23 protein-coding genes are annotated in these 21,659 nt (G+C 43.3%); 6 read left to right on the top strand and 17 right to left on the bottom strand.

The genetic code is table 11. The features are described from left to right. Positions 1 to 8: 8 nt before the first annotated feature. The 3 genes from AC25Y6_RS01150 to AC25Y6_RS01160 form a co-directional block, all read right to left on the bottom strand. Entirely contained in the window at positions 9 to 413 is a 405-nt protein-coding gene (locus AC25Y6_RS01150) for a (deoxy)nucleoside triphosphate pyrophosphohydrolase (RefSeq protein WP_488141847.1), read from the bottom strand. 153 nt (positions 414 to 566) lie between these two features. Next, the gene (locus tag AC25Y6_RS01155) at positions 567 to 947 is read right to left on the bottom strand and encodes a hypothetical protein (protein ID WP_488141786.1); all 381 of its coding nucleotides are present in this window, start codon (positions 945 to 947) and stop codon (positions 567 to 569) included. Between the two features lie 89 nt (positions 948 to 1,036). Then, a complete protein-coding gene (locus tag AC25Y6_RS01160; protein WP_488141787.1) occupies positions 1,037 to 1,282 on the bottom strand; it encodes a hypothetical protein in 246 nt (81 codons plus the stop codon). Positions 1,283 to 1,437: 155 nt separating this feature from the next. Between AC25Y6_RS01160 and AC25Y6_RS01165 the strand changes: the two genes are divergently transcribed. Together AC25Y6_RS01165 and AC25Y6_RS01170 are read left to right on the top strand one after the other, a co-directional pair. Next, on the top strand, positions 1,438 to 2,739 hold the full coding sequence (locus tag AC25Y6_RS01165; RefSeq protein ID WP_488141788.1) for a GTPase: 1,302 nt from the start codon (positions 1,438 to 1,440) through the stop codon (positions 2,737 to 2,739). 75 nt (positions 2,740 to 2,814) lie between these two features. Beyond that, positions 2,815 to 2,949 (top strand): hypothetical protein, encoded by a 135-nt coding sequence (locus AC25Y6_RS01170; protein WP_488141789.1) that lies wholly within the window; start codon positions 2,815 to 2,817, stop codon positions 2,947 to 2,949. A gap of 156 nt (positions 2,950 to 3,105) precedes the next feature. On the opposite strand, the gene AC25Y6_RS01175 is transcribed toward AC25Y6_RS01170, so the two are convergent. From AC25Y6_RS01175 to AC25Y6_RS01190, 4 genes are all read right to left on the bottom strand, one after another. Beyond that, positions 3,106 to 3,642 carry a chromate transporter gene (locus AC25Y6_RS01175; RefSeq protein WP_482101731.1) on the bottom strand — a complete coding sequence of 179 codons (537 nt, stop codon included), beginning with the start codon at positions 3,640 to 3,642 and terminating at the stop codon, positions 3,106 to 3,108. Next, positions 3,639 to 4,142 (bottom strand): chromate transporter, encoded by a 504-nt coding sequence (locus AC25Y6_RS01180; protein WP_482104931.1) that lies wholly within the window; start codon positions 4,140 to 4,142, stop codon positions 3,639 to 3,641. The genes AC25Y6_RS01175 and AC25Y6_RS01180 overlap by 4 nt, the downstream gene beginning before the upstream one ends. A gap of 98 nt (positions 4,143 to 4,240) precedes the next feature. Beyond that, a complete protein-coding gene (locus AC25Y6_RS01185) occupies positions 4,241 to 5,845 on the bottom strand; it encodes a gamma-glutamyltransferase family protein (protein WP_488141790.1) in 1,605 nt (534 codons plus the stop codon). 222 nt (positions 5,846 to 6,067) lie between these two features. Then, positions 6,068 to 6,511: an Lrp/AsnC family transcriptional regulator gene (locus tag AC25Y6_RS01190; protein ID WP_482104827.1), complete on the bottom strand. Its 444-nt coding sequence runs from the start codon at positions 6,509 to 6,511 to the stop codon at positions 6,068 to 6,070. A 235-nt stretch (positions 6,512 to 6,746) separates the two neighbouring features. Here AC25Y6_RS01190 and AC25Y6_RS01195 point away from each other — a divergent pair, with 235 nt between their 5' ends. Next, complete coding sequence (locus AC25Y6_RS01195) at positions 6,747 to 7,373, top strand: flavodoxin family protein (RefSeq protein ID WP_488141791.1); 627 nt, start codon at positions 6,747 to 6,749, stop codon at positions 7,371 to 7,373. A gap of 96 nt (positions 7,374 to 7,469) precedes the next feature. On the opposite strand, the gene AC25Y6_RS01200 is transcribed toward AC25Y6_RS01195, so the two are convergent. Next, a complete protein-coding gene (locus AC25Y6_RS01200; protein ID WP_488141792.1) occupies positions 7,470 to 8,321 on the bottom strand; it encodes a dimethylarginine dimethylaminohydrolase family protein in 852 nt (283 codons plus the stop codon). 148 nt (positions 8,322 to 8,469) lie between these two features. Here AC25Y6_RS01200 and AC25Y6_RS01205 point away from each other — a divergent pair, with 148 nt between their 5' ends. Beyond that, entirely contained in the window at positions 8,470 to 9,204 is a 735-nt protein-coding gene (locus AC25Y6_RS01205; RefSeq protein WP_488141793.1) for a YqcI/YcgG family protein, read from the top strand. 109 nt (positions 9,205 to 9,313) lie between these two features. Here AC25Y6_RS01205 and dsdA read toward each other — a convergent pair whose 3' ends face one another. The 3 genes from dsdA to AC25Y6_RS01220 all read right to left on the bottom strand — a co-directional run bounded on the left by dsdA (position 9,314) and on the right by AC25Y6_RS01220 (position 11,967). After that, the gene (dsdA, locus tag AC25Y6_RS01210) at positions 9,314 to 10,636 is read right to left on the bottom strand and encodes a D-serine ammonia-lyase (RefSeq protein WP_488141794.1); all 1,323 of its coding nucleotides are present in this window, start codon (positions 10,634 to 10,636) and stop codon (positions 9,314 to 9,316) included. 162 nt (positions 10,637 to 10,798) lie between these two features. Further along, positions 10,799 to 11,686 carry a D-alanyl-D-alanine carboxypeptidase family protein gene (locus tag AC25Y6_RS01215; RefSeq protein ID WP_488141795.1) on the bottom strand — a complete coding sequence of 296 codons (888 nt, stop codon included), beginning with the start codon at positions 11,684 to 11,686 and terminating at the stop codon, positions 10,799 to 10,801. Positions 11,687 to 11,799: 113 nt separating this feature from the next. Continuing rightward, positions 11,800 to 11,967: a hypothetical protein gene (locus AC25Y6_RS01220; protein WP_482101738.1), complete on the bottom strand. Its 168-nt coding sequence runs from the start codon at positions 11,965 to 11,967 to the stop codon at positions 11,800 to 11,802. 176 nt (positions 11,968 to 12,143) lie between these two features. Between AC25Y6_RS01220 and AC25Y6_RS01225 the strand changes: the two genes are divergently transcribed. After that, complete coding sequence (locus AC25Y6_RS01225; RefSeq protein WP_488141796.1) at positions 12,144 to 14,165, top strand: metallophosphoesterase family protein; 2,022 nt, start codon at positions 12,144 to 12,146, stop codon at positions 14,163 to 14,165. Between the two features lie 73 nt (positions 14,166 to 14,238). Here the strand turns inward: AC25Y6_RS01225 and kynA are convergent, their stop codons facing one another. From kynA to desA, 6 genes are all read right to left on the bottom strand, one after another. Further along, complete coding sequence (gene kynA, locus AC25Y6_RS01230; RefSeq protein ID WP_482101740.1) at positions 14,239 to 15,057, bottom strand: tryptophan 2,3-dioxygenase; 819 nt, start codon at positions 15,055 to 15,057, stop codon at positions 14,239 to 14,241. After that, entirely contained in the window at positions 15,054 to 15,701 is a 648-nt protein-coding gene (gene kynB, locus AC25Y6_RS01235) for an arylformamidase (protein WP_488141797.1), read from the bottom strand. Before kynB ends, kynA begins: the two co-directional genes overlap by 4 nt. Continuing rightward, complete coding sequence (gene kynU / locus AC25Y6_RS01240; RefSeq protein ID WP_488141798.1) at positions 15,698 to 16,963, bottom strand: kynureninase; 1,266 nt, start codon at positions 16,961 to 16,963, stop codon at positions 15,698 to 15,700. The genes kynB and kynU overlap by 4 nt, the downstream gene beginning before the upstream one ends. 263 nt (positions 16,964 to 17,226) lie before the next feature. Then, on the bottom strand, positions 17,227 to 17,838 hold the full coding sequence (locus tag AC25Y6_RS01245) for a response regulator transcription factor (RefSeq protein WP_482104838.1): 612 nt from the start codon (positions 17,836 to 17,838) through the stop codon (positions 17,227 to 17,229). A 1-nt stretch (position 17,839) separates the two neighbouring features. Beyond that, positions 17,840 to 18,970, bottom strand: coding sequence for a sensor histidine kinase (locus tag AC25Y6_RS01250; RefSeq protein ID WP_482104839.1), 1,131 nt, complete (start codon positions 18,968 to 18,970; stop codon positions 17,840 to 17,842). A gap of 94 nt (positions 18,971 to 19,064) precedes the next feature. Then, positions 19,065 to 20,117 (bottom strand): Delta(5) desaturase DesA, encoded by a 1,053-nt coding sequence (gene desA / locus AC25Y6_RS01255; protein WP_488141799.1) that lies wholly within the window; start codon positions 20,115 to 20,117, stop codon positions 19,065 to 19,067. Positions 20,118 to 20,351: 234 nt separating this feature from the next. Here desA and AC25Y6_RS01260 point away from each other — a divergent pair, with 234 nt between their 5' ends. Then, positions 20,352 to 21,455, top strand: coding sequence for a M24 family metallopeptidase (locus tag AC25Y6_RS01260; RefSeq protein ID WP_488141800.1), 1,104 nt, complete (start codon positions 20,352 to 20,354; stop codon positions 21,453 to 21,455). Positions 21,456 to 21,659: the final 204 nt, after the last annotated feature.

The following is a 21,659-nucleotide window of genomic DNA, read 5'->3' on the forward strand; positions in this document are numbered from 1 at the left end:
TCGCTATTTTATTTCTTCGGGATTAGATTCGTTAACTTTTCAATTGCCGGAATATCGGCAGGCGCCCAGTTTAGTGACGGTAACTCTTCTCGTGAAATCCATTTTATTTCTGCATGTTCCGAAAGCGTTGGAGTTCCAGAAATAATTTTCGACATGAACGTCTCTAGCCTTACGATAACCTTTTCATACTCGTATGTTGTATCTTCAACGTGATCAAATACTTCAATCACACATCCTAGCTCTTCTTGAATTTCTCTTTTCAGAGCCTCTTCTTTTGTTTCGCCATTTTCAATCTTTCCACCTGGAAACTCCCAGTAATTCGGTAAGGTCATTTCTGGTCCTCGTAGTGCACAAAGGATTTCATTGTTGACATTTTCAATAATTGCTCCAACTACGTGTACTGTTTTTTTAATTTTAATCACCTATTCTAGTTTTTATTTTCATAATTGAAATCCTCAATACATTTATCTGATAATATAAATAAATCATACCATATAGTTTCCATTTATATATTTAATTTTACCTAAGAGTTTCATTTCCCATATGCCTTTGTATGCCATATATCCTCAACTGTCATACCAATCCGTCCAATAAGCATCACCATTCCCATTGTCATGAATCGCTAAGTATTCATCCCATGTAATTACTTTCGTCAGACATTTTTCGCTGCAATATAATGTTGCATCAGATTCAAAAACAAACCCTTCATCCATTGCCACCCCACATTCAGAACAGAAACGTTCATCTTCTTCCAAATCTTTCATGCGAAGGTCTTGAGTGGCGAGAATCGTGTTTAATTCGATAAGTGTTGAATAGATAAATTTAAAATCCTCTTCGTCCATATCGTAAATTGCACAGACCCTATCACTTTCTACCAGTATTGCGTTTTGAACAACAATCGTTCCGCTACCGTCCAGTAATTGAATAGACACACTTTTGAACTCCAATTTTTTCACTCCTTTAAAATACTTCTCTTCAAGGCGATTTTTCTATTCTGATTCAGGAACAATTCGCACGGCACGGAGCTACGAATCAATTATATTTCAGTATAAACCTTATTGTCATACTCGATCTCTACTACATTCACACATCGAGTCGCAAGCATATGGCCTAAATCCTCACTTATTGTACTGACATAAGGAAACCAATTTTCATCTAAATCATAAATCGCACAAAGGCCTTCCCCTTCTAGCCAAACTCCTCTTTTAACAACAACTTCTCCATCATCATGGATCACTTGGACTAGCGTTTCTCCGATATCATACTTGATCGTTAGTTTCATAATAGATTCTCCTCTGCCTTCATTTCTATCTATATGCTTCCGATCCCCCTATCATTGCTTTTTAAACCGTATTGTTTTAGGAACTCATTCAGACTAAAATCACCCCAAAACGGGTAAAGAACTAGTAACTATGTCGCAAAGGAGTTTTAGCCCTCATGAATCCACAATTCGAAGAGATGCAGAAACGTATGAATCATATCGGAAACTTGAACAATTACTTGGAGGAATTGCTTGCTAAAATCCCGGGTAATTTGTTGTCGGGTACGCAGCAGGAGAAATTGATGGATGTATTGCTAGATGATAAGGATTTGAACAAACTGCTGGAAGGTTTGAAAGATCCCCGGCCGCCTCGGTTTGTGTTGGTTGGCAGGACGGGTGTCGGTAAAAGTAGTTTGATCAATGCGATGAGTGGGAGATATCTTGCGGAAGTGAGCGACGTTGAGATTGGGACGAAGGAAGCGCGACGCTTTACATATGAATCGGATGGTCAGGTGTATTTTGAAGTCATTGACACGCGTGGGATCGGTGAATCGGAGTCGTTTACCAAGTCGGCTGAAGCTGAGCTTACGGCTATTATTAAGGAATTTCGGCCGGATGCGATTCTGTTTTTGCAGAAAGCGACGGAGCGGGCGCATATCGATATTGACGTGGATAGTGCTAAAAAGATCATGCTGAATGTGGGATATGATTTGCCGATGGTTGGCATACTTACGCATGTCGACGAGCTGAATCCTTCTCGCGCGAAAGACCCCGCGGATTATCCGAAGGGCAAGCTGGACTTGGTGGAGGAGAAGAAAGCGCAGCTGCAACGTATCTTCAAAGCGCGTGATGCGCAGGTGGAGGCAATTATTCCTGTTTCTTCTTATATCGAATGGAATCGGAACCCTGATGAGTTGTCTGAAGCTGAGCGCCGTGCGTTGACGATTGAATTTGACGGCCGTTATGGCATTGAGGAACTGCTGGATTTTTTGGAACAAAGTATCGACATACGGGCAGCCATTCACCTCGGTATGACGATACGCATGAATAAAATCTCTGAAAAGATTGCGCTGCGGTTCATTAAAGTGTTTTCGGCACTTTCCGCGACAGTTGCACTGAGTCCGATTATCGCGACGGATATCGCTGTTCTTCTATCGCTACAGACCGTCCTTCTGATGATCATTGCCTATTTGTCTGGCCGCGATTTGGAGTTTAAAACGGCAAGGGAGCTACTGGTTTCAATTGGCGGAATTGGGGCGACTGGTTTTACGTTACGAATGATTGCGCAGCAAGGCAGTAAGTTCGCGAATCTGGTGTTGCCGGGTGCGGGGTCTGCCATTAGTGCAAGTATCGCGAGTGGCGGAACGTATGCGATTGGGAAGGCTGCAGTGGCTTACTATTTGAAGGATGTTCCGGAAGATGAGTTGAAGCAGATCGTGAAGAAGGCGCGGGATGAGTTTGATGCATCACGCCCCTAATGCAACTCTCCACTTCACCATGTATATTGCCGTTTGAAGCGGAGACAATACGTTTAAGTGGAAAGGAGAGATAGAATGGCATTGGATAAAGTTAAAGTAGCAGATTTGGACGTTGAACAATTGGAGGAACTACTTGCCCTTGAGACTAAATTAGGGGTTACACTCGTCGCGTATGAAGGTTCAAGCACTACGGCTTCTAAGCGCGAGTAATACACTACTTTTGGTATCAATACTCTATTACAAACAAGAAAACGCCATTGCTGATGTAGTGTCAGCAATGGCGTTTTTCTATGCGTTTCAGTTTATCCGAGTTTATTACAATAACAAGGTTCTAGACGTTTTAAAGAACGCTTTTACAATGATCTATTACCAATCAATCCCCGTCACTGCACCAAAACCTAGCGCTAGCATGATAACGAAAGCTGGATGCCAATTCCACTTTTGAAGCATCAAGAAACTTGCCAGAGCGATGCCGCCGGTGAGTAGAAACCCTACCCCTTCGACCGCTGTCTCCACAAACTGGAGAGTCATGAATAACAAAAGAATGGCGATGACTGGACGAACAAACTTCGTTATACTTTTCACTTTGGGATGGTCTTTGTATTTCATGAGAATTGCCATTAATCCGATCATCAATAATAAAGAAGGTGCAACGGAAGCGAATAAAGCGACCACCGCTCCTAGGATACCGCCTTCTGAATAACCGACGGATGCAGCCATTTTCGTCGCAATGGGTCCCGGCAAGGAATTCCCGATAGCGACGACCTCACTGAACTCTTGGGTGTCCATCCACCCATAAGTACCGACGACTTCGTTTTCCACGAGCGGAATGCTAGCCGGTCCGCCCCCGTACCCTAGTATTCCAGGTATGAAAAACGCAAGAAACAGTTGCCAATAAATCATGCTTTTCCCCTCCTATTTCGAATTGGAAGGAAGATGAATATTAGAACGAGCAATATAACAAATGCAGGATGTATATTCAATGCTTCCAATAAAATCCCCGCGGCGACCAACATCGTTAATGCCTTTTTCCAACCAAGCGTATCGCCGGATTTTTTGACAAAATCCCAAGCTAGTATGCCAAGCATAACTGCCACGACTGGCACAACAGAAGCGGACATGTTTTTTACCCATGGAATGTCTTTGTATGTCTGCAAAATGCCAATTAACAATATCATCATTAAAGACGTTGGGATTACAGAGGCAATTATGGCATTGAGACAACCTAATTTACCGCCCACTTTGTAGCCAATATACCCAGCCAACTTTGTCGCAATCGGTCCAGGCATTGTATTTCCAAGCGCAAGTGTGTCGCTGAATTCGTCTTCATCCATCCACTTGTATTTGCGTACAACTTCTTGATGGAACAATGGAATTGCAGAAGGTCCTCCACCAAAACCCAATAAGCCTACTCTGCAAAAGGCGGCGAATAAATCTTTTTGTAGCTTCCATTTTCCAGAAACGGCCGTTTTCTCGACACTTCGGGTAGTCTCGTTAACTTTTACCAAGCTGCTAGCGCCCCATCCGTACGAGATTCAGTTCCGCCCTGAAGTACGCCTGTTTCTGGGTCTCGCCATATGATTTGACCACGTCCAAAACCTCCGCCATCAATTGAGACTGTCACTTCATGGCCTTTTCTACTAAGTGCCTGCACCAAGTGATTCGGGAACTCTGGCTCCACTCGCACTTTTTTCGCTTCTGTCCATTGCCACCTAGGCACATCAAGCGCCGCCTGGGGATTTAGCAAGTAATCGATTGTGTTTACGACTACTTGGAAATGACCTTGTGGCTGCATATAGCCTCCCATTACACCAAATGGACCAACCGCATTGTCGTCTTTTGTGAGGAAACCAGGAATGATTGTATGATAGGATCGTTTACCTGGTCTCAGAACGTTCGGATGGTTTTCATCGAGCGAAAAGTCGTGTCCTCGATTTTGAAATGCAATCCCTGTTCCTGGAACAACAACACCCGAGCCAAAGCCCATGTAGTTGGATTGGATGAAAGATACCATATTCCCTTCTTCGTCTGCTGTCGCGAGGTATACGGTTCCTCCCTTCGGCAATTCGTACGGCTCTGGATCAATCGCTTCATCACCAACCAACTCTGCCCGTTTTTCAGCATATTCGTTTGATAACAGGTGTGCTGTTTCGACTGGCATATCCGCTTCTTCTGTAATGAATGCCTTGCCATCTGTGAATGCTAGTTTCATACTTTCAATTTGTTCATGAATCGATTGAGCAGATTGCCACTCAGGTTTACTCAGTTTCTGATAAATATTTAACGCCATAAGTGCTACCACCCCGTGGCCATTTGGAGGGATTTCCCATACATCATAACCTTTGTAGTTCACTGAAATAGGTTCAACCCATTCCGGTTTGTATGTAGCAAGGTCTTCTTTTGATAAAAAGCCGCCATGTTTTTTCATGAATGTATCAATCTCATCGGCAATTTCACCTTCATAAAAATCACGTGCTTCAGTTTCCGCAATGGCTCGAAGTGTCTTTGCATGACCTGGAGAAGACCACATTTCACCTATTTTAGGTGCACGGCCATCTGGTGCAAACGTTTCGAACCAAGCATTGAACTCATCTCCGCTGAATTGCTTTTTAAACTCTTTATAGGCTGATTCCCAGTACTTGCCGAGGATAGGTGTGAGTGGGAAACCTTCTTCTGCATAACGAATGGCCGGCTCCAGCACTTCCTTCAAAGGCAGCTTTCCAAACCTGCGTGACAGTTCTGCCCACGCGGCGGGCGTTCCAGGCACTGTAATTGGAACCATCCCGTAAGTCGGCATCTTATCGTGACCCAGTGCTTTAACTGCTTCCACCGTTAATGTCGATGGTGCAGGTCCAGATGCATTTAGTCCGTACAATTTATCCTTCACCCAGACCAGTGCGAACGCATCGCCCCCTATGCCATTTGAAGTTGGCTCGACGACAGTGAGTGCTGCCGCTGTTGCAATTGCAGCATCAATGGCATTGCCTCCTTTTTGTAAAATGGCTAATCCTACATTCGCTGCAAGTGGCTGTGATGTAGCGACCATTCCTTTTCGAGCAAATCCTGTATGTCGCTGTGATTGGAACGGATGATATAAGTGATCCATGAAAGCCCTCCTCGGGTAATTTTATTTTCTGCTAAATCGTGCATTATTGAACCATTTGTTAATCAAAAACCAAATTTCACTTAACAAATGTTATAAATATGGTTGTCACGAGTATAAAACAAAGATTCAGTTAAAGCAATACATGGTTTTTATAAAACTTATAGCTATTTCGATTCACAAAATAAAAAAACCTATACGAGAATAGGTTTTTTTCCGTCCGATTTACAATTTCAAGCCCGCACGACTTTTAAATCTCCGAAGTAAGATATGACTCTCCACTCTCGTTATTCCATCAAGTGCATATAGTTCTTCATTGATGAACTTCTCCAGGTCGGTAAAGTCATTAACTAATACGTGCATATGAAGCGTTGATGGGCCAGTCATTTGATAACAGCTAGCAACAGAGGGATTGTCGGCGAGCGCCTGTGCAACGCTCACTAGGGACGCGGGTTCGCAGTCCACTTCGAAGAATGCTGAAACACCCTTCCCCACTTTTTCACTATTCACGACGACTGTAAAGCGCTCAATAACCCCATTGTCTTGGAGATTATGAACCCTTTCACGTACGGCAACACGTGATAAATTAAGTTCTTTACCTATATCCACGTAAGAAAGACGTCCATTGGCTATAAGCAGCTCTAAAATTCTTTTATCGGTAGCATCCATTTCCGATTTCCTCCCTACCACAATGTCTAGTTATCCATATAAAATACGTACAATGTGATTCGAAATGTATAGTTCCAATATGCACTTTGGCTAAGTAAAGGTCAAGTACAGCCTTTCAAGAGGTGCGCTGATTAGTGAGCGTTTCAATTAGATTGCCAATTTGTTTACGTTTTTGTTTGGTTTCATAGGGTACTAGTTGAGTAGAAGACAAATTGGTGGAAAGAGGAGGATTTTGATGGGAGCGTTGAAAGCACTTATTTTGAATGCGACATTGAAAAGTTCTGAGGAGGAATCAAATACGGAGGCCCTTGCGAAGAAGGTCTGCCAAATTTTTGACAACGAAAATGTGGTAACAGAAATCATTAGATTAACGGATTACACAATTCCCTACGGAATGAGTCCTGATATGGGCGATGGTGATGAGTGGCCGCAACTGTTTGAAAAGGTAAAGGCGGCGGATATTCTTATTATCGGGACACCGCTTTGGCTTGGGGAAAAAAGTAGTATTGCAACGCTTGCCATTGAGAGATTGTATGGAAGCAGCGGAGAGACCAATGAGGAAGGACAAGCCATTTATTACAATAAAGTGGGTGGCGTCGTTGTGACAGGTAATGAGGACGGAGCAAAGCACGCCGCCGCTTCCATTCTATATGGGTTATCGCATATGGGGTTTGTCATCCCTCCAAATGTCGATACATATTGGGTTGGCGAAGCAGGACCTGGTCCATCTTATATTGCCGCCGGGCAAACGAATGATTTCACTAAAAAACATGTTGAAATGCTTGCTTATAATACAATCCATCTAGCCAGAATGCTGAAAGAACATCCGATTCCAGCGCAAGGGAATTTGCTTGAAAGCTGAAGCAAAACTCCTAAGATGAAAATACGGTGATTAGCAAAATAATATGAAAACCGGACATACAAAAACCTCACACTGCTGTGAGGTTTTTCATCAATTCTATTCTCGATTGACAGGCATTGAACAACACCTGAAAGAGCCGCCGGATTTAATAATTTCATCGAATTCGACTTCGATGACTTCAAAACCATGTGCACGGATTTGAGCGTTGACTTGTTTGTTTTGTGGGAGACTGAACACTTTTTTGTCCCCAATGGATAGGACGTTTGTGCCCATTGTGAATTGTTCTTCTTCGGAAACGTCAATCAGTTTATAGTTTTCTGCAAGATAGTCAATAATTCTCTGGTCAAACGCTTCTCTGAAAATCAGCGCGACTTCAGGTGAAAGGATATTAAATACGCAATCGAGATGTAAATACTTCTCATTAAAAGGGACAGGGATAATGGTGTAATCCGGTAGATCCACCTTTAGTTTCTCAGCGGCCTCAATCGAAGTTCGACTGCTAATACCGACAAACAGCGTGCCGCGATCTACAATGACATCGCCGCCTTCAACTTGACTCGTAGTGGTTTGGAACGAAATATCTTCATCGTCCAGCCATTCCTCAAGTGCTTCCTCTTCCCCTTTGCGTATATCACTTGCCATTTCTGCTACAAAAATATCTTCACCCACAGTAAAACCGATATCTCGGGTAAAAACTTGCTCTGGAAACTTTTCGGATGAAGGCAATTTAATGACTTCCACTCCATGCGCTTTAAGGAGTTTTTCAAATTCGTTATGCTGTTTCATGGCTAATTCAATGTTTATATTTTCATCTTCGTACTTTTTCTGTACGTCATTGATGACTTCTTCAATAGCCATAAATTTCGGCTGACATAGGATGACACGGAGAAGCGTATCATATTCAGTATTGCATTGAGTTGTCGCGGTATCTTCTATAGGGGAATTCATCATCGTTCCTCCAATTGATTTTTTCATTTTCTATATTTTCGTCTTCTATACGTTTCCCTAATGCTTCATTTTCAAACATTTTTTGTTTAATTTCTGTAACTAGAGGGAAGGTGAAAGATTAAAGAATTAGTAGATTGGGGGAGAAACAATGATTCAGTTAGATAATGCTTTATTGACAAAAGAGGATTTTGCGGAGCGAACGGATTTACCTGATTGGTTGTTGAAAGAATACCAAACATTCCATGAAACGGTGACAGACAAATCGTTTCCTTGTTATTTCGGTATGGGTGGAGAGTTAAAGGGTGAATTGCGTTATGGATATGTGACACAAGACGACTGGTCCAACTTGCCAGCGACATTAAAGGCATTTTTAGCACTATTCGAGAACCCCGAGCATAAGCGACATGGTCTCTTCGTTTTTGTAGAACCGTTTAAAAATGAAGGCTCTTTAGAAGATTACCGGATGCAGTTCTGGGAAATATTACAGTATTTGCATGGGGCAGATGACATTGAATGGCCTGCTGATAGTCCCCGAGATCCTGCGCACCACTTATGGGATTTTCGTTTCCACGGTGAACCAATTTTTGTTTTTGGCAATGCACCAGCTTATAAGCAACGGAAAACGCGAGATCTTGGCAATGCGATGGTGCTCGGTTTCCAGCCGCGGCGAATCTTCGAAGGGCTGAAAGGAACAGAAAAGGGCGGTGTGATGTCGCGTGAAAAGGTACGCGAACGCGTAGAAGTTTGGGACCAGCTTCCGAAACACCCCGACATCAGTCATTTTGGAGATCCGGAGCATAATGAATGGAAACAGTTTTTCATTGGCGATGACGTGGAACCGATTCAAGGTAAATGTCCGTTTTCACATAAGGAGATGCAGTAAATCCCATACAAACCTAAAAAACCTCACACTTCTGTGAGGTTTTTTATTTTCTGCAATTATTTCCCGAATACTGTCCATTTCCCGGGAAATAGCTCGAATTATTTCCCGTTCATTTCCCTTCCATTTCCGCCATCCCATAGTACAGATTCATTTCAGATTCGGGCACCATACTACCGCCTGTTCCCCACACGAGATGAGTTGTGTTTAAGGAATTTGCGCCTGGAATATTCTTGTTAATGACTTGTATCGGGCCAGTCATCCCCGCAAGTGCAGATGGTTCAAGTCGAATGCTTTCTGTATCTGCAAGTAGCTTCAATAACTTGAACATTGTTCCGTCTGCTATTGTGTAACAGCCAGCTAGTAAAGGTTCCATCGTTTTTCCGACAAAACCAGATGCTGTGCCAACCGCAAGTCCGTCAGCGGCTGTTTTATTGTCGAGCCCGAAGTCTTGAACGGAAACATTATCGTGAAGACCGGTCATCATGCCAAGCATCATACACGGGGAATGTGTTGGCTCTGCAAAGAAACAACTCACTGCGTCACCGAAAGCGAGCTTCAATCCAAACGCTACACCTCCAGGTCCTCCACCAACACCGCATGGCAGGTAAACGTAAAGTGGGTTGTCTTCAGTAACGATTGTACCTCGAGCTCTCAACTGGTCTGCAACGCGTTCTCCCGCCACTGCATAACCTAAGAACAGATCGAGTGAATTTTCATCATCGACAAAATGACATAAAGGATCTGCATCTGCCTGACGACGTCCTTCTTCAACAGCTTTGCTATAGTCGTCCGCGTATTCAACGACCGTTACACCCTTTTCACGCAGCATGTCTTTCTTCCACTGCTTTGCATCTGCAGACATATGAACTGTGACATTGAAACCTAGTTTAGCGCTCATGATGCCGATACTGAGACCTAGATTCCCTGTTGAGCCAACAGCAATTTTATGTTTAGCAAACAAGTTACCGAATTCAGGTTCTGCAAATTTACTGTAGTCCCCTTCTGTCGTTATCAATCCATGTTCAATCGCAAGTGTTTCGGCATGTTTTAGTATTTCATAAATACCACCACGTGCTTTGATAGAACCTGAAATGGGAAGTGCATTGTCTTCTTTCAGGAGTAGCTCTCCCTTAATTGTTGTTCCGTATGCATTGGAAAGCGCATCTTTCATATTGGGTATGGCGGTAATCGGCGATTCAATAATGCCATTAGATGCTTTTGTTTCCGGAAAAACGAGCTCGATGTACGGTGCAAAACGCTTTAGACGATCAGATGCGTCTTTCACGTCTGCTGCTGTCACGCCTGTTTTCACAAGGCCTGTTGTTGACGATTCGATTAAGGGATTGAGCCACAATACTTCTTCACGCGCTACCATCTGCTCGATGAGCGGTAATTTTGTTATCCATTCATTGACTTGTGTTTTATCCATCATGTTTATCGCCTCTTTTTTTCAATTTTGTAACAACAGTATATCATGATGTGCGCCTTAAAATCGCCAATCAAAATAGCCCTTCCATGGGTGGCAGGGCTACTCTTCTTGATTTTTTTGGATTGATGATTGAGTTTGCTTTTCAGTAAATTTGATTTCTCCCCATTATTCCATAACTAATTTCTCAATCAGCTCTCTAGTTAGATCGAATCTTGGGGTCGTCGTATCTTCGCCATTTGCTTCAACATCCATGACGACCGAGATAATTCGTCGCCCGTCAAATACGCCAGTGCTGACAAAGCAGGATCCAGCTTGATCTGTGTAACCAGTTTTCAATCCATCAATCCCTGGCATTGCTTGTGGCATACCTGCCAACATTAAATTTGTACTCCACAATGTAGCGCCGTCACTTGTTTTAAAACTCGCCATCTTTGTAAAGTCGAGCACTTCAGGATATTTGGCAATCAGCTTTTGTGCAATGACTGCAACATCACGGGCAGATGCACGATTCGTTTGTTCAGGTCCTTTGCCAATGTAATCGCCATCCAGGCCGCTCGCATTGAAGAACGTTGTCTCTTTCAATCTGAAACTGTTGGCTTGTTTATTCATCAATTCAACAAACGCTTCTTCGGTTCCACTAACCATTTCGGCTAGCGCCATTGCAGCATCGTTCGCGGAGTTTACAGTCATGGCAGTAAACAGTTCTTTCAATGAATAAGTATTGCCTTCAGTCATCCCAAGTTTGACCGCTGCGGATTTCCCCATGACTTTTTGAATTGCTTCACTTGGATTGTATGTACTATCCCATGACAGCGTGCCGCTATTGACGGCGTTTAGGACAAGATACTGTGTCATCATTTTGGACATGCTTGCGATTGGTAACGATTCTGCACTATTTTCTCCATAAATCACTTTCCCTGTTTCGGCATCTATTAGAATGATTGCTTTCGCAGCAACATTTAACTCTACTATTTCCGGGGTTGCTTCCTTCGTTTTTAATACAACCGTTACGCTAAGTATAACTAGCACTAGTATAAAAATTAATTTCTTCATCTTTTCCCGCCTTTTCAGTCGATAGGGTTCATTCCCTTAATAATGAACCCTAATCATGAAGATTCTCTTAGCGTGATTATGAAGATTTCCTTAAGTTTCTCTATACATGCCATCTATAGGAATCGACCGATTAGCCATACCACAACTAAAATCGCACCAAATCCAAACCAAATAAGCGCAAGCAGTTTCTCCCTTTTCTTTTTATCTTCCATGTTTTTTGTTAAAAAACGCACAAAGAATTCTAACGCGATTGCCAATACAATTATTAGTATCCAACGCATTTCTAGCCCCTCTTTTCTAAGTGGTTATCTCAATACGTTAATCCTACCATTTTACACTTCAAAAGAATGTTCCATTTACAGTTCTATTTCCTAAATGAGTCGATCCAACAGCACACACCACCCCCGTCCGTTGCGAATATGCTAGTAGAACAACTCAGGTAATGGCGGTGCTTAAAATGAAACTAACAACGATACTTGCGGGCCCTATTTTGCGAAGAGTTGAAGCCGATTCGGTTACAATTTGGATCGCAACAAGCCAGCCTTTTGATATTGATGCTTCCGTTTATGTTATTTCTACTGAGGCTAAGCTTCCTACAAGGACGCGCACCTCTTCCATTAGTGCTGGACAGCAGCTTTTCATTTACCTCGTACAAATAAACGGAAACTTCCCGGTAGATACGTTGCTCGGGTATGACCTGTTTTTCCATAATGGAATAGATTCTTACACCTTTGCAAGCCTCGGTTTAACTTCAGACAATAAAGAGCAATCCATCACTTACGGTGATCTTGCTTATCCCTCATTTTTCATCCCCGCCGGTAAAACCTCGAACTTCCTCTATGCTTCATGTAGAAAGTTACACGGGAAAGGCGAAGATGCACTTGCGGCAGGGGATGAACTTATAAAGAATACCCAGCAAGACTTGGAGAAACGACCAAGCGCTCTGTTCCTTCTCGGCGATCAAATCTATGCGGATGATGTAGCAGATCCTTTGTTCCCAGTTATCCAGACAGTTGCAGGGAGCTTAAATAGACAAGAAGATTTAACTCAGCTGGACAGCCGGCTTGCAGATAAACCATTTAGTATATCATCCGTGCAAGTCAACGGCAGGCAATTCATCATGGAACAGTTTTGCCGATTTACAGCTACAAATGCCGGCAATCATCTAATGACATTCGGTGAGTATGCCGCTATGTACTTACTGTCCTGGAGCCCAAGCTTATGGGAAACCGCTTGCATCCCTTCATTTGATGAAATCCTTGAAACGGATGGCTATCATTTCATGTTGCCGGATGATGAGGCGGAATGGGCGCGCTGCAAGGCGAGATACGACCGGCAAAGCGAAGACCTTCTCCAAACAATCGGAGCGCTCCATCAGGTTCGAAGATTACTTGCGAATGTTCCTACGTATATGATCTTTGATGACCACGATGTAACGGACGATTGGAATTTATCGGCCAATTGGCGTGATCGCGTTGCACAATCACCTTTAGGGAAACATGTGATCACAAACGGATTGTTCGCTTACTGGGCTTTTCAAGGTTGGGGCAATGAACCACAACGGTTCGCGGAGGAGTTCCTACTGTCGATGGGCAATCATGTCGACGGGTTTATTGCCGATACACCTGCATATGAAGAGTGGACGGAACACCTTTGGGATTTCCGTTATTGGCACTTCGTAGCGCCTACCAATCCCGCTGCCTTGTTTCTAAATACGCGTACATTGCGTTCTTTTGACGATGCGCCACAACCGGTAAAAGTAGGCTGGATGGTCAAAGAAAGTGTCCGAAGTCCTCGGCTGATCGGTCCCGAGGGGTGGCGTTTTGTGTCTGAGACGCTCGTCGCATCCGGTTGGAAAAAGGGCAACCCACTAATTATCATCTCTCCGACGCCTTTTTACGGCATTGGTCTGATTGAATCTATTCTTCATGCATACGTCTATCCCCTTCGTGCACTAGGGATTCCGGTTGATGAAGGATTCGATTTTGAAGCATGGAAATATAACGGGAAAGGGTTCAATGATTTTATCCGAACCATTTTCAAATGGCAGCCTTCTCGCTGTATTATTTTATCGGGTGACGTCCATTATGCTTCTGCCGTCACTTCACATATAACGTCTAAAACCGGTACAGTTGCCGATATTGTGCAATTTACAAGCAGTCCTTCAAATAATATGAGTTTTAGGGGTGTATGGGGATTCTGTATGAGAATGGCAATTTTGCTAAATGCTCAAAAGCGAAAAGGGAAGAAAATACAGCGCTATTGCGATGAAAACTTGAAGATTGTCAACGGGAAAGAAGGTGCTAAATGCCCGGACAGTGCGGAGTGGCAAGAGGAGCTCCGTTATGTGTCGATGAGAAATGGCGCGATTGTTGAAACAAAGAATAATATTGGATTTCTATCGATTCATGAAAATTTCTTGCAGAATTCGCTTCTTCGAGTGAACGAAGAGAAAATTTCATTTGAAAGATTGGAGTGACATCTACTTAGTTTGATTGACCACCCTATAAAAAAACTCCGCCGACAAAAAATAGTTGGCGGAGTTTTCCCATTTACAACTTTGTCCGTACATCCCATAGCTCTGGGAAGAACTGGTGGTCGAGAACAGCCTTTAAGTAATTGACACCCGACGAACCGCCCGTCCCCATTTTAAAACCGATGATTCGTTCAACGGTTTTCATATGACGGAAACGCCACTGCTGATGGCTGTCTTCGATATCGACTAGCTTCTCCGCCAGCTGATATAAATCCCAGTGATCATCTACATTGCGATAGACTTCAAGCCACGCAGCAGCTACCGACGCATCCCCTTTGTACGTAACAGAGAAATCGCGGTCGAGTAGTTCTGGATTAATGGCGAAGCCGGCTCTCGCAAGCGCACGTATCGCTACATCGTAAATACCCGGCGCACGGAAAGCCGTCTCAAGGCGACTCACAAGTTCAGTATCTTTCTCGTAAATCTTCAAAATATGCGATTGTTTGTAACCGAGGGCAAACTCGATAAGCCTATTCTGGTAGGACTGGAAACCCGATGCACGCCCCAAACTGTCCCGGAATTCCATGTATTCAGCAGGCGTCAACGTTGACAATACATCCCATGCCTGAATAATTTGCGTCTGAATTTTTGATACGCGTGCCAGCATTTTAAACGCTTCCGGCAGTTCGTCTTTTTCAATTAATTCAATACCCGTGTTGAGTTCATGCAAAATCAGCTTCATCCACAGTTCACTCACTTGGTGGATAACGATGAACAGCATCTCATCATGATGGCCGGACAAGCGTTGCTGGCTCGACAGCAATGTATCCAGATTCAAATACTCCCCATATGTCATCGTATCTTTGAAATCTGTGTGAATTCCTTTTTCCGTCATAACGATTGTCGACTCCCCTCGATAGCACGCAGCACAGCACGAACAGGACTGCCGTCACCTTCTTTTATGGGAAGTGGCAGTGCAATCAGCTCATAATCGCCAGCATCCACTTTGCTGAGGTCAATGTTTTCCAAAATCATAACTCCGTTGTCATTGAGCGCATGATGCGCACTGACTGTCTTGCTTGTTTCCGGGTCAACAGATGGCGTATCCACACCGATAAGTCGAACGCCTCGCTCTTTCAAAAGCGCTCCAATATCTGTCCGTAAATACGTAAAGGTCTCTGGGAACACGTTCGGATCAGGACGGCTTCCTGTTTTCAATAAAACCCGTTCAGCCCCGCCGAAATCAATGCCTTCCAGTTCTGCACGACCAATGCTTTCTTTTCCTGAAACATCAACAACACGTGCACGTCCGATGTATAATTCAATCGGTAAATCAAGCACTTTCAATCCATTATCGTCAAAATGAAATGGCGCATCGATATGTGTTCCCATGTGCGTACTAGTAGATAGTTTCCCAATATTGACGGATCCTGTTTCATTCTTTGAGTACTCGACCTCGTAAGAAAACGGCGTGTCGCCCGGCCATTCGGCAATCTCATTATGCAATGGTTGTGAAATATCAATCCATTTCCCAGTCATGCGACAACACCCCTTTTGTTCTCAAACTTTTCATAGTGTTTTTCATCCATAATCACTTTTAACTTTTGAATCGTTTGCCAGACGTCTTCGAAAGAATTGTATAGTGCGACCGGCGCAAGTCGAATGCCATTTGGCGCACGGAAATCTGGAATAACACCGGCTTCTTTCAACGCTTTACAAATGCGCGCCGCCTCAGCGTGTTCCAATAAGATATGCCCCCCACGCGTATCGTCAATTGGATTTCCAATGACAAAACCATGCGCAGACAGTTCTTGTTGAATGAGTTTCAGCATATAATCCGTAAGTTGAAGCGATTTTTCGCGGATACGTTTAATGCCTATTTCGTCAAACAGTTCAAGCGCACCAATAACCGGCGCCAGACTAAGTACATGCGGCGTCCCGATTTGATAGGCCGCGGCATCCATCGCTGGATCCATTGTATGATTCATATCGAATTGCGATTCCTTTTTCGAACCAAACCATCCTGCTAATCCAGGCGCTTTACCGAAATGCTTGTCATGAACGAACAATCCTGCAACCGAACCAGGTCCCCCATTCAAATGCTTGTACGTACACCAAAATGCGAAATCCGCTCCCCAGTCATGCAATTCATGTTCAACCGAACCAATCGAATGGCATAAATCAAAACCAATTGGGATGCCTCTTGCGTTCGCCGCCTTTGCAAGTTTTTCCATGTCTAGAATTTGTCCGCTTCTGTACAAAACAGCCGGTAGGACAATGAGTGCAATGTCATCTGTCATCTCTTCGATAATATCGTCTTCACGCAAAAATCTGCCTTCCTCACTCTTCACTTGGACAAGGTGTTCGGCAGGGTCATATCCTTTAAGCAGGAGTTGGCTTTTCAATGCATATATGTCTGAAGGGAAATTGAGTTCATCCGCGAGAATTTTTGTTCTCGTTCCGGAAGGTTTGTAAAATGTGGCCGCCAACTGATGTAAATTTGTCGTTGTAGAACCAGTTGCAATCACTTCATTGCTCAATCCGCCTACAAGTGGTGCCATTTTCTCCCCAACCGACTCAGACAAATAAAACCAAGGATTGTCCCCCTCCGTCCATCCATCGATGCCTAAATTTCTCCAAGAATCCAGTAAGTCATGCAGCGTGCGCTCCGCTCTTTTCGACAACAAACCGAGTGAATTACCATCCATGTAAATGGTGTTTTTGCGTAAGTAAAATTCACTCCTGTAATGAGCCAAACCGTCTTTATCGTCAAGCCCCTGTGCATATTCGACTCCAAACATGTTCGTTTCCCCCTTGTGCGAAGTTTCCGTTATTAGTGAAAGTGTAACATATTGGGTGGGGTGTGTAATGAGGGGATAGTGTAGGGGGTTTGGGCGGTTTGCTTCGGTTTTCGGGCGGTTCGCTCCGGGATATGAGTGGTTTACTTCGATTTTCGGGCGGTTTGCTCCAGGTTTTGGGCGGTATACTTCGGTTTTTGGGCGGTCTCCAATAAAAAACAAAAAAACCGACATCGCTGCCGGCCTCCTTCTTCATATGTATCCACTTACTTAAACCAGCCCTTGTCTTTAAATCGAGAAATGGCTTCTATCCGGTTACCGACGTCGAGTTTATCCAAAATTGCAGAAATGTAATTTCGTACTGTACCCGGCGTTAAAAATAGATCCCCTGCGATTTCTTTCGTTGTCTTGCCGTCTGCGATGAGTTTAAGAACTTGGGTTTCACGTTCCGTCAGCGGGTTTTCAGTTTCGTCCCCATCGCCGTAAGCGATGTCGACGAGTTCCGGCGCGTAAATCCGTCTGCCGTCCATGATTGTCCGAATTGAATTGACGAGCTCCTCAATCGGACTATCCTTTAATAAATAGCCGCGCACACCCGCTTTTCGAGCACGTTCAAAATAGCCGGCTCTGGCAAACGTCGTTAGGATAATGATTTTACATGGCTCACTTTTTAAAGCTTCGGCGGCGTCGAGTCCCGTCATTACAGGCATTTCAATGTCCATAATACAGACATCTGGCTGGTGCTCCCGTACGAGGGCAACTGCTTCTTGTCCGTTTTTTGCTTTGCCGACCACTTCCATATCATCTTCCATATTCAACAAGGATCCAAGCGCTCCAAGCATCATCCCTTGGTCTTCCGCTATGACAATACGTATCACGTCAATCACTCTCCATAATATGTTGTATGACTGCAGGAACACGAATCGATAATTTCGTTCCTTCGCCACCCTCCACTCGAAGGCTTCCGTTGACAAACTCAAGTCGTTCGCGCATTCCAGTCAAACCATTACCAGGCGAGGTTTCTCCGCCTCTCGTGATGCCAATTCCATCGTCTGCTACATTGATAACGAATTCATTTGGCAATTGTTCAAACGATACACAGCACGTCTTTCCGAAACTATGTTTCACGACATTGGTCACCGCTTCTTTCAAGCACATGCTCAATACACTTTCAACAATTGCAGGAATGTTGGTGAATGAGGGGTTGCCCTCGATTGTGTAATCCATTTCGGCCGCCTTCAACATCTGCTCAATGCGAATCACTTCATCTTCAAGCTTCATCGACCGCATGCCCGCCACTAACTCACGGACTTCTTTCAATGCTGTACTTGCAGTCTGCCTGATATCCCGCAGTTCTCTTTCAGCCGCTCTCGGATCACGAGATACCAGCTTTCCGGCCAAATCACTTTTCAAGCCAATCAGCGATAACTTTTGACCGAGTGTATCGTGCAAATCACGGGAAATTCGTTCACGCTCCTCCAGGATAATCAGTTCTGAAATGCGTTCGTTCGCATTTTCTAATTGATCAACCAGATTTTCACGTTTATTGCGGTTGTAAAGATTAAATGGCAACAACACTGTACCAATTACGCAAATGAGGATGAAATGGATTTGCGAGATGAACAATTCAATTTCGATGAAGAATCCTATGACAATCGCAAAAATTGTAATCGCAATATGTAACCCGTAAATAACAAAAAAGCCAATTGGATTTTTTATATTACCAATGAAAAATGCAGTGAAAATGGACAAATAAACATAACCGAATAACAGCGTCATCGCAACGTTAATCACAATTTCAAAACTGATCCACATATAAACGAGTCCGCTCTTCGATTTGAATGAAAACATGTAGGACAGGAAAAATAATAATAACAACGAAATGCCAATCGTTATTTCAAGTGGAGAAGATGATCTAAAGATGAAAAAGAACGGAAGAAAACAAAATACAACCCAAGCGTAAATACTGACCCATGGATTTTTCGGGAAGATACTATACCAACTTTGCATACCGTTCGTTCACCGTCCTGTCTATACTTACCATTGTACCAAATTTCCGGATAAAAAAAACAGCCATCCTCTAAAGAGATGACTGCTTTCGCTATTATTTCTGGTCGAAACTTGTGCGTTTCGGTTTCAGATCAATAGAAGGACTTGCTGATTTAATCATATGCTTTACGTCTTTAAATGCGATAAATCTTTTCTTCTCAGGATCATACAACCGGTATCGGATTGACGAAATACTTTCTTTGATTGTAATCGTTGTTGCCACATGAAGAGGTGGTGTCGATTCATGTGCCATTTCCAAGTTGTAATTGGGAACACGTGGTGACAAGTGATGGACGTGATGGAAACCAATATTTCCTGTAGCCCACTGTAACACACGTGGTAACTTGTAGTATGAACTGCCGTCAATAGCAGCTTTCACATAATCCCACTCAGATTCCTCTTCGAAATATGAATCTTCAAACGTATGTTGAATGTAGAACAACCAAATTCCAAGTGCTCCTGCAACGAACATAATTGTTCCTTGAATGAGAAGGAATGCCTGCCATCCAACAAGTAAGATCATACCTGTGTAAATGACAACAAGTGCTACGTTCGTCAAATACGTATTGTTGCGCTCTTTCTTACGCGCATCTTTGCGGTTGAAACGGCTTGAGATAAGTACAAGGAAAAGCGGTCCAAAACCGAACATGACGATTGGATTTCGGTATAACCGGTAACCAAAACGATGCCATTTCGATGCTTCTACATACTCTTCAACCGTCATGACCCAAATGTCACCTGTGCCGCGCTTGTCGAGATTCGAGCTTGTTGCATGATGGATTGAGTGTTCACGTTTCCACTTTTCATAAGCAAACAGTGTAAGGATGCCAGTAATGGTACCGACGATGTCATTTGTTTTTTTGTTTTGGAAGAATGAACCATGCGTGCAATCATGGAAGATGATAAACGTCCGAATGACGAATCCTGATGCAATCACAGAAAGTCCAAGTGTTAGCCAGATCGAAACCGACAAACTCTGGTAAGCCAAGAACCATAGGATTAGCAATGGTGGGACTGTATTGATAAGTTGTATAATACTTTTCTTTTTATCTGACTTCGCAAAAGGGGCAACGTCTTTGTGTAACTGCTTTGTTTTTTCTTTAGACATGTTGAGTGATCCTCCTTCAATCTGATGTACTTTTTCTGATTCACTATCTTGAATCTAATGATAAAGAAATATCCGACTTTACAGAAGGCATAGATGTCATGATTATCGATATGACAAGTGTCACTTATTGTGAATTAATTCACAAGCATAGATTTCCAAGTGACTATCATTATTTGCTAACTAGATACCCTTCTTGCATAATTATTAGTAATACCTACTTAGGAGGTTTCCACTATGGCTACTATATATGAAGAAAGACGATCGCTTTTGACAGCGCATCTCACTGAGAACAATATCGGTGCGGTTATGATTACATCGCCAGCAAATGTTTATTATTATACCGGGTTCAACTCAGATCCCCATGAAAGATTCATGTCTTTGTTTATCGACACGCAAACTGATAAAACCTATCTGTTCGTACCGGCATTGGACAAGGATGCCGCTATGCTAGACTCCGATGTTACGACAATCATTGCGATTTCAGACGAGCAAGTCCCTTTCGAGGTTGTTCGTGAATCGGTTGAAACGCTTTCGGAAACAGTTGGAATTGAAGCCAAAGCGCTGAGTTATGATCGGTACACTAGTTTACTGGCGTTTTTCCCAGGTGTACAAGTCATTGATGTACAGCAATTCATTAACAAACAAAGAATGAAGAAATCTAAAGAAGAAATCGAAAAATTACGGACGGCAATTGAAATCATTGAAAAGGTTTTGGAAGAAGGCATTAAGAAAGTGGAAATCGGAATGTCCGAATCCGAGTTTACGGCAGAATTGGAGTTTTTGATGAGGAAATTCGGTGCAGATGGTCCTTCTTTCTCGACTATCGTGCTTACCGGTGAAAAAGCAGCATTGCCGCATGGTTCTCCTGGTGAACGTAAAATTCAACAAGGTGACTATTTGCTGATTGATTTCGGCGTCATCAAAGACGGCTATTGTTCTGATATTACGAGGACTTTCATAATCGGTGAAGCTTCGGATAAACAACGAGAAATTTACGACATCGTTCTGAAGTCCAATGAAGCCGGCATCAATGCCGTCAAAGCAGGCGTACCAGTAAAAACATTCGATATCGCAGCGAGAAATGTCATCACCACTAGTGGCTACGGGGAGTATTTCAATAACCGTGTCGGGCACGGATTGGGGATTGAAGTGCACGAAGAGCCTTCCATTCATGAAAACAATGAGCAGATTGCGGAAGTGGGGCTTGTCTTTACAATTGAACCCGGTATTTATATCCCGAATGTCGGCGGTGTTCGTATCGAAGACATTGTCTATATCAATGAAGACGGGAAAGCGGAAGTATTGTCTTCGTTCCCGAAACAACTGCAAATTCTATAAGTGATTCATGACAAATAGGTTCTTGTATGTGTCGTTGGACGGCTTTCATGTATTGCCTCTACCAAACACGTACAAGGGCTTTTTTCTATTGAACTAGTGTGAAAATTCAAATTCTGCATCGAAATTTAGAACTACCTATGCTACAATTAGAAAAACACTATATGAAAGCGCATACATCTTTTCAGAACCAAAAGGAGGAATCAT

The organism is Sporosarcina sp. Y1004 (assembly GCF_057669665.1).

Excerpts from the sequence above, each read along its gene's own strand:
- AC25Y6_RS01160 (WP_488141787.1), bottom strand. The coding sequence starts at position 1,282 with ATGAAACTAACGATCAAGTATGATATCGGAGAAACGCTAGTCCAAGTG.
- AC25Y6_RS01165 (WP_488141788.1), top strand. The coding sequence starts at position 1,438 with ATGAATCCACAATTCGAAGAGATGCAGAAACGTATGAATCATATCGGA.
- AC25Y6_RS01170 (WP_488141789.1), top strand. The coding sequence starts at position 2,815 with ATGGCATTGGATAAAGTTAAAGTAGCAGATTTGGACGTTGAACAATTG.
- AC25Y6_RS01175 (WP_482101731.1), bottom strand. The coding sequence starts at position 3,642 with ATGATTTATTGGCAACTGTTTCTTGCGTTTTTCATACCTGGAATACTA.
- AC25Y6_RS01185 (WP_488141790.1), bottom strand. The coding sequence starts at position 5,845 with ATGGATCACTTATATCATCCGTTCCAATCACAGCGACATACAGGATTT.
- AC25Y6_RS01190 (WP_482104827.1), bottom strand. The coding sequence starts at position 6,511 with ATGGATGCTACCGATAAAAGAATTTTAGAGCTGCTTATAGCCAATGGA.
- AC25Y6_RS01195 (WP_488141791.1), top strand. The coding sequence starts at position 6,747 with ATGGGAGCGTTGAAAGCACTTATTTTGAATGCGACATTGAAAAGTTCT.
- AC25Y6_RS01200 (WP_488141792.1), bottom strand. The coding sequence starts at position 8,321 with ATGAATTCCCCTATAGAAGATACCGCGACAACTCAATGCAATACTGAA.
- AC25Y6_RS01205 (WP_488141793.1), top strand. The coding sequence starts at position 8,470 with ATGATTCAGTTAGATAATGCTTTATTGACAAAAGAGGATTTTGCGGAG.
- dsdA (WP_488141794.1), bottom strand. The coding sequence starts at position 10,636 with ATGATGGATAAAACACAAGTCAATGAATGGATAACAAAATTACCGCTC.
- AC25Y6_RS01215 (WP_488141795.1), bottom strand. The coding sequence starts at position 11,686 with ATGAAGAAATTAATTTTTATACTAGTGCTAGTTATACTTAGCGTAACG.
- AC25Y6_RS01220 (WP_482101738.1), bottom strand. The coding sequence starts at position 11,967 with ATGCGTTGGATACTAATAATTGTATTGGCAATCGCGTTAGAATTCTTT.
- AC25Y6_RS01225 (WP_488141796.1), top strand. The coding sequence starts at position 12,144 with ATGAAACTAACAACGATACTTGCGGGCCCTATTTTGCGAAGAGTTGAA.
- kynA (WP_482101740.1), bottom strand. The coding sequence starts at position 15,057 with ATGACGGAAAAAGGAATTCACACAGATTTCAAAGATACGATGACATAT.
- kynB (WP_488141797.1), bottom strand. The coding sequence starts at position 15,701 with ATGACTGGGAAATGGATTGATATTTCACAACCATTGCATAATGAGATT.
- kynU (WP_488141798.1), bottom strand. The coding sequence starts at position 16,963 with ATGTTTGGAGTCGAATATGCACAGGGGCTTGACGATAAAGACGGTTTG.
- AC25Y6_RS01250 (WP_482104839.1), bottom strand. The coding sequence starts at position 18,970 with ATGCAAAGTTGGTATAGTATCTTCCCGAAAAATCCATGGGTCAGTATT.
- desA (WP_488141799.1), bottom strand. The coding sequence starts at position 20,117 with ATGTCTAAAGAAAAAACAAAGCAGTTACACAAAGACGTTGCCCCTTTT.
- AC25Y6_RS01260 (WP_488141800.1), top strand. The coding sequence starts at position 20,352 with ATGGCTACTATATATGAAGAAAGACGATCGCTTTTGACAGCGCATCTC.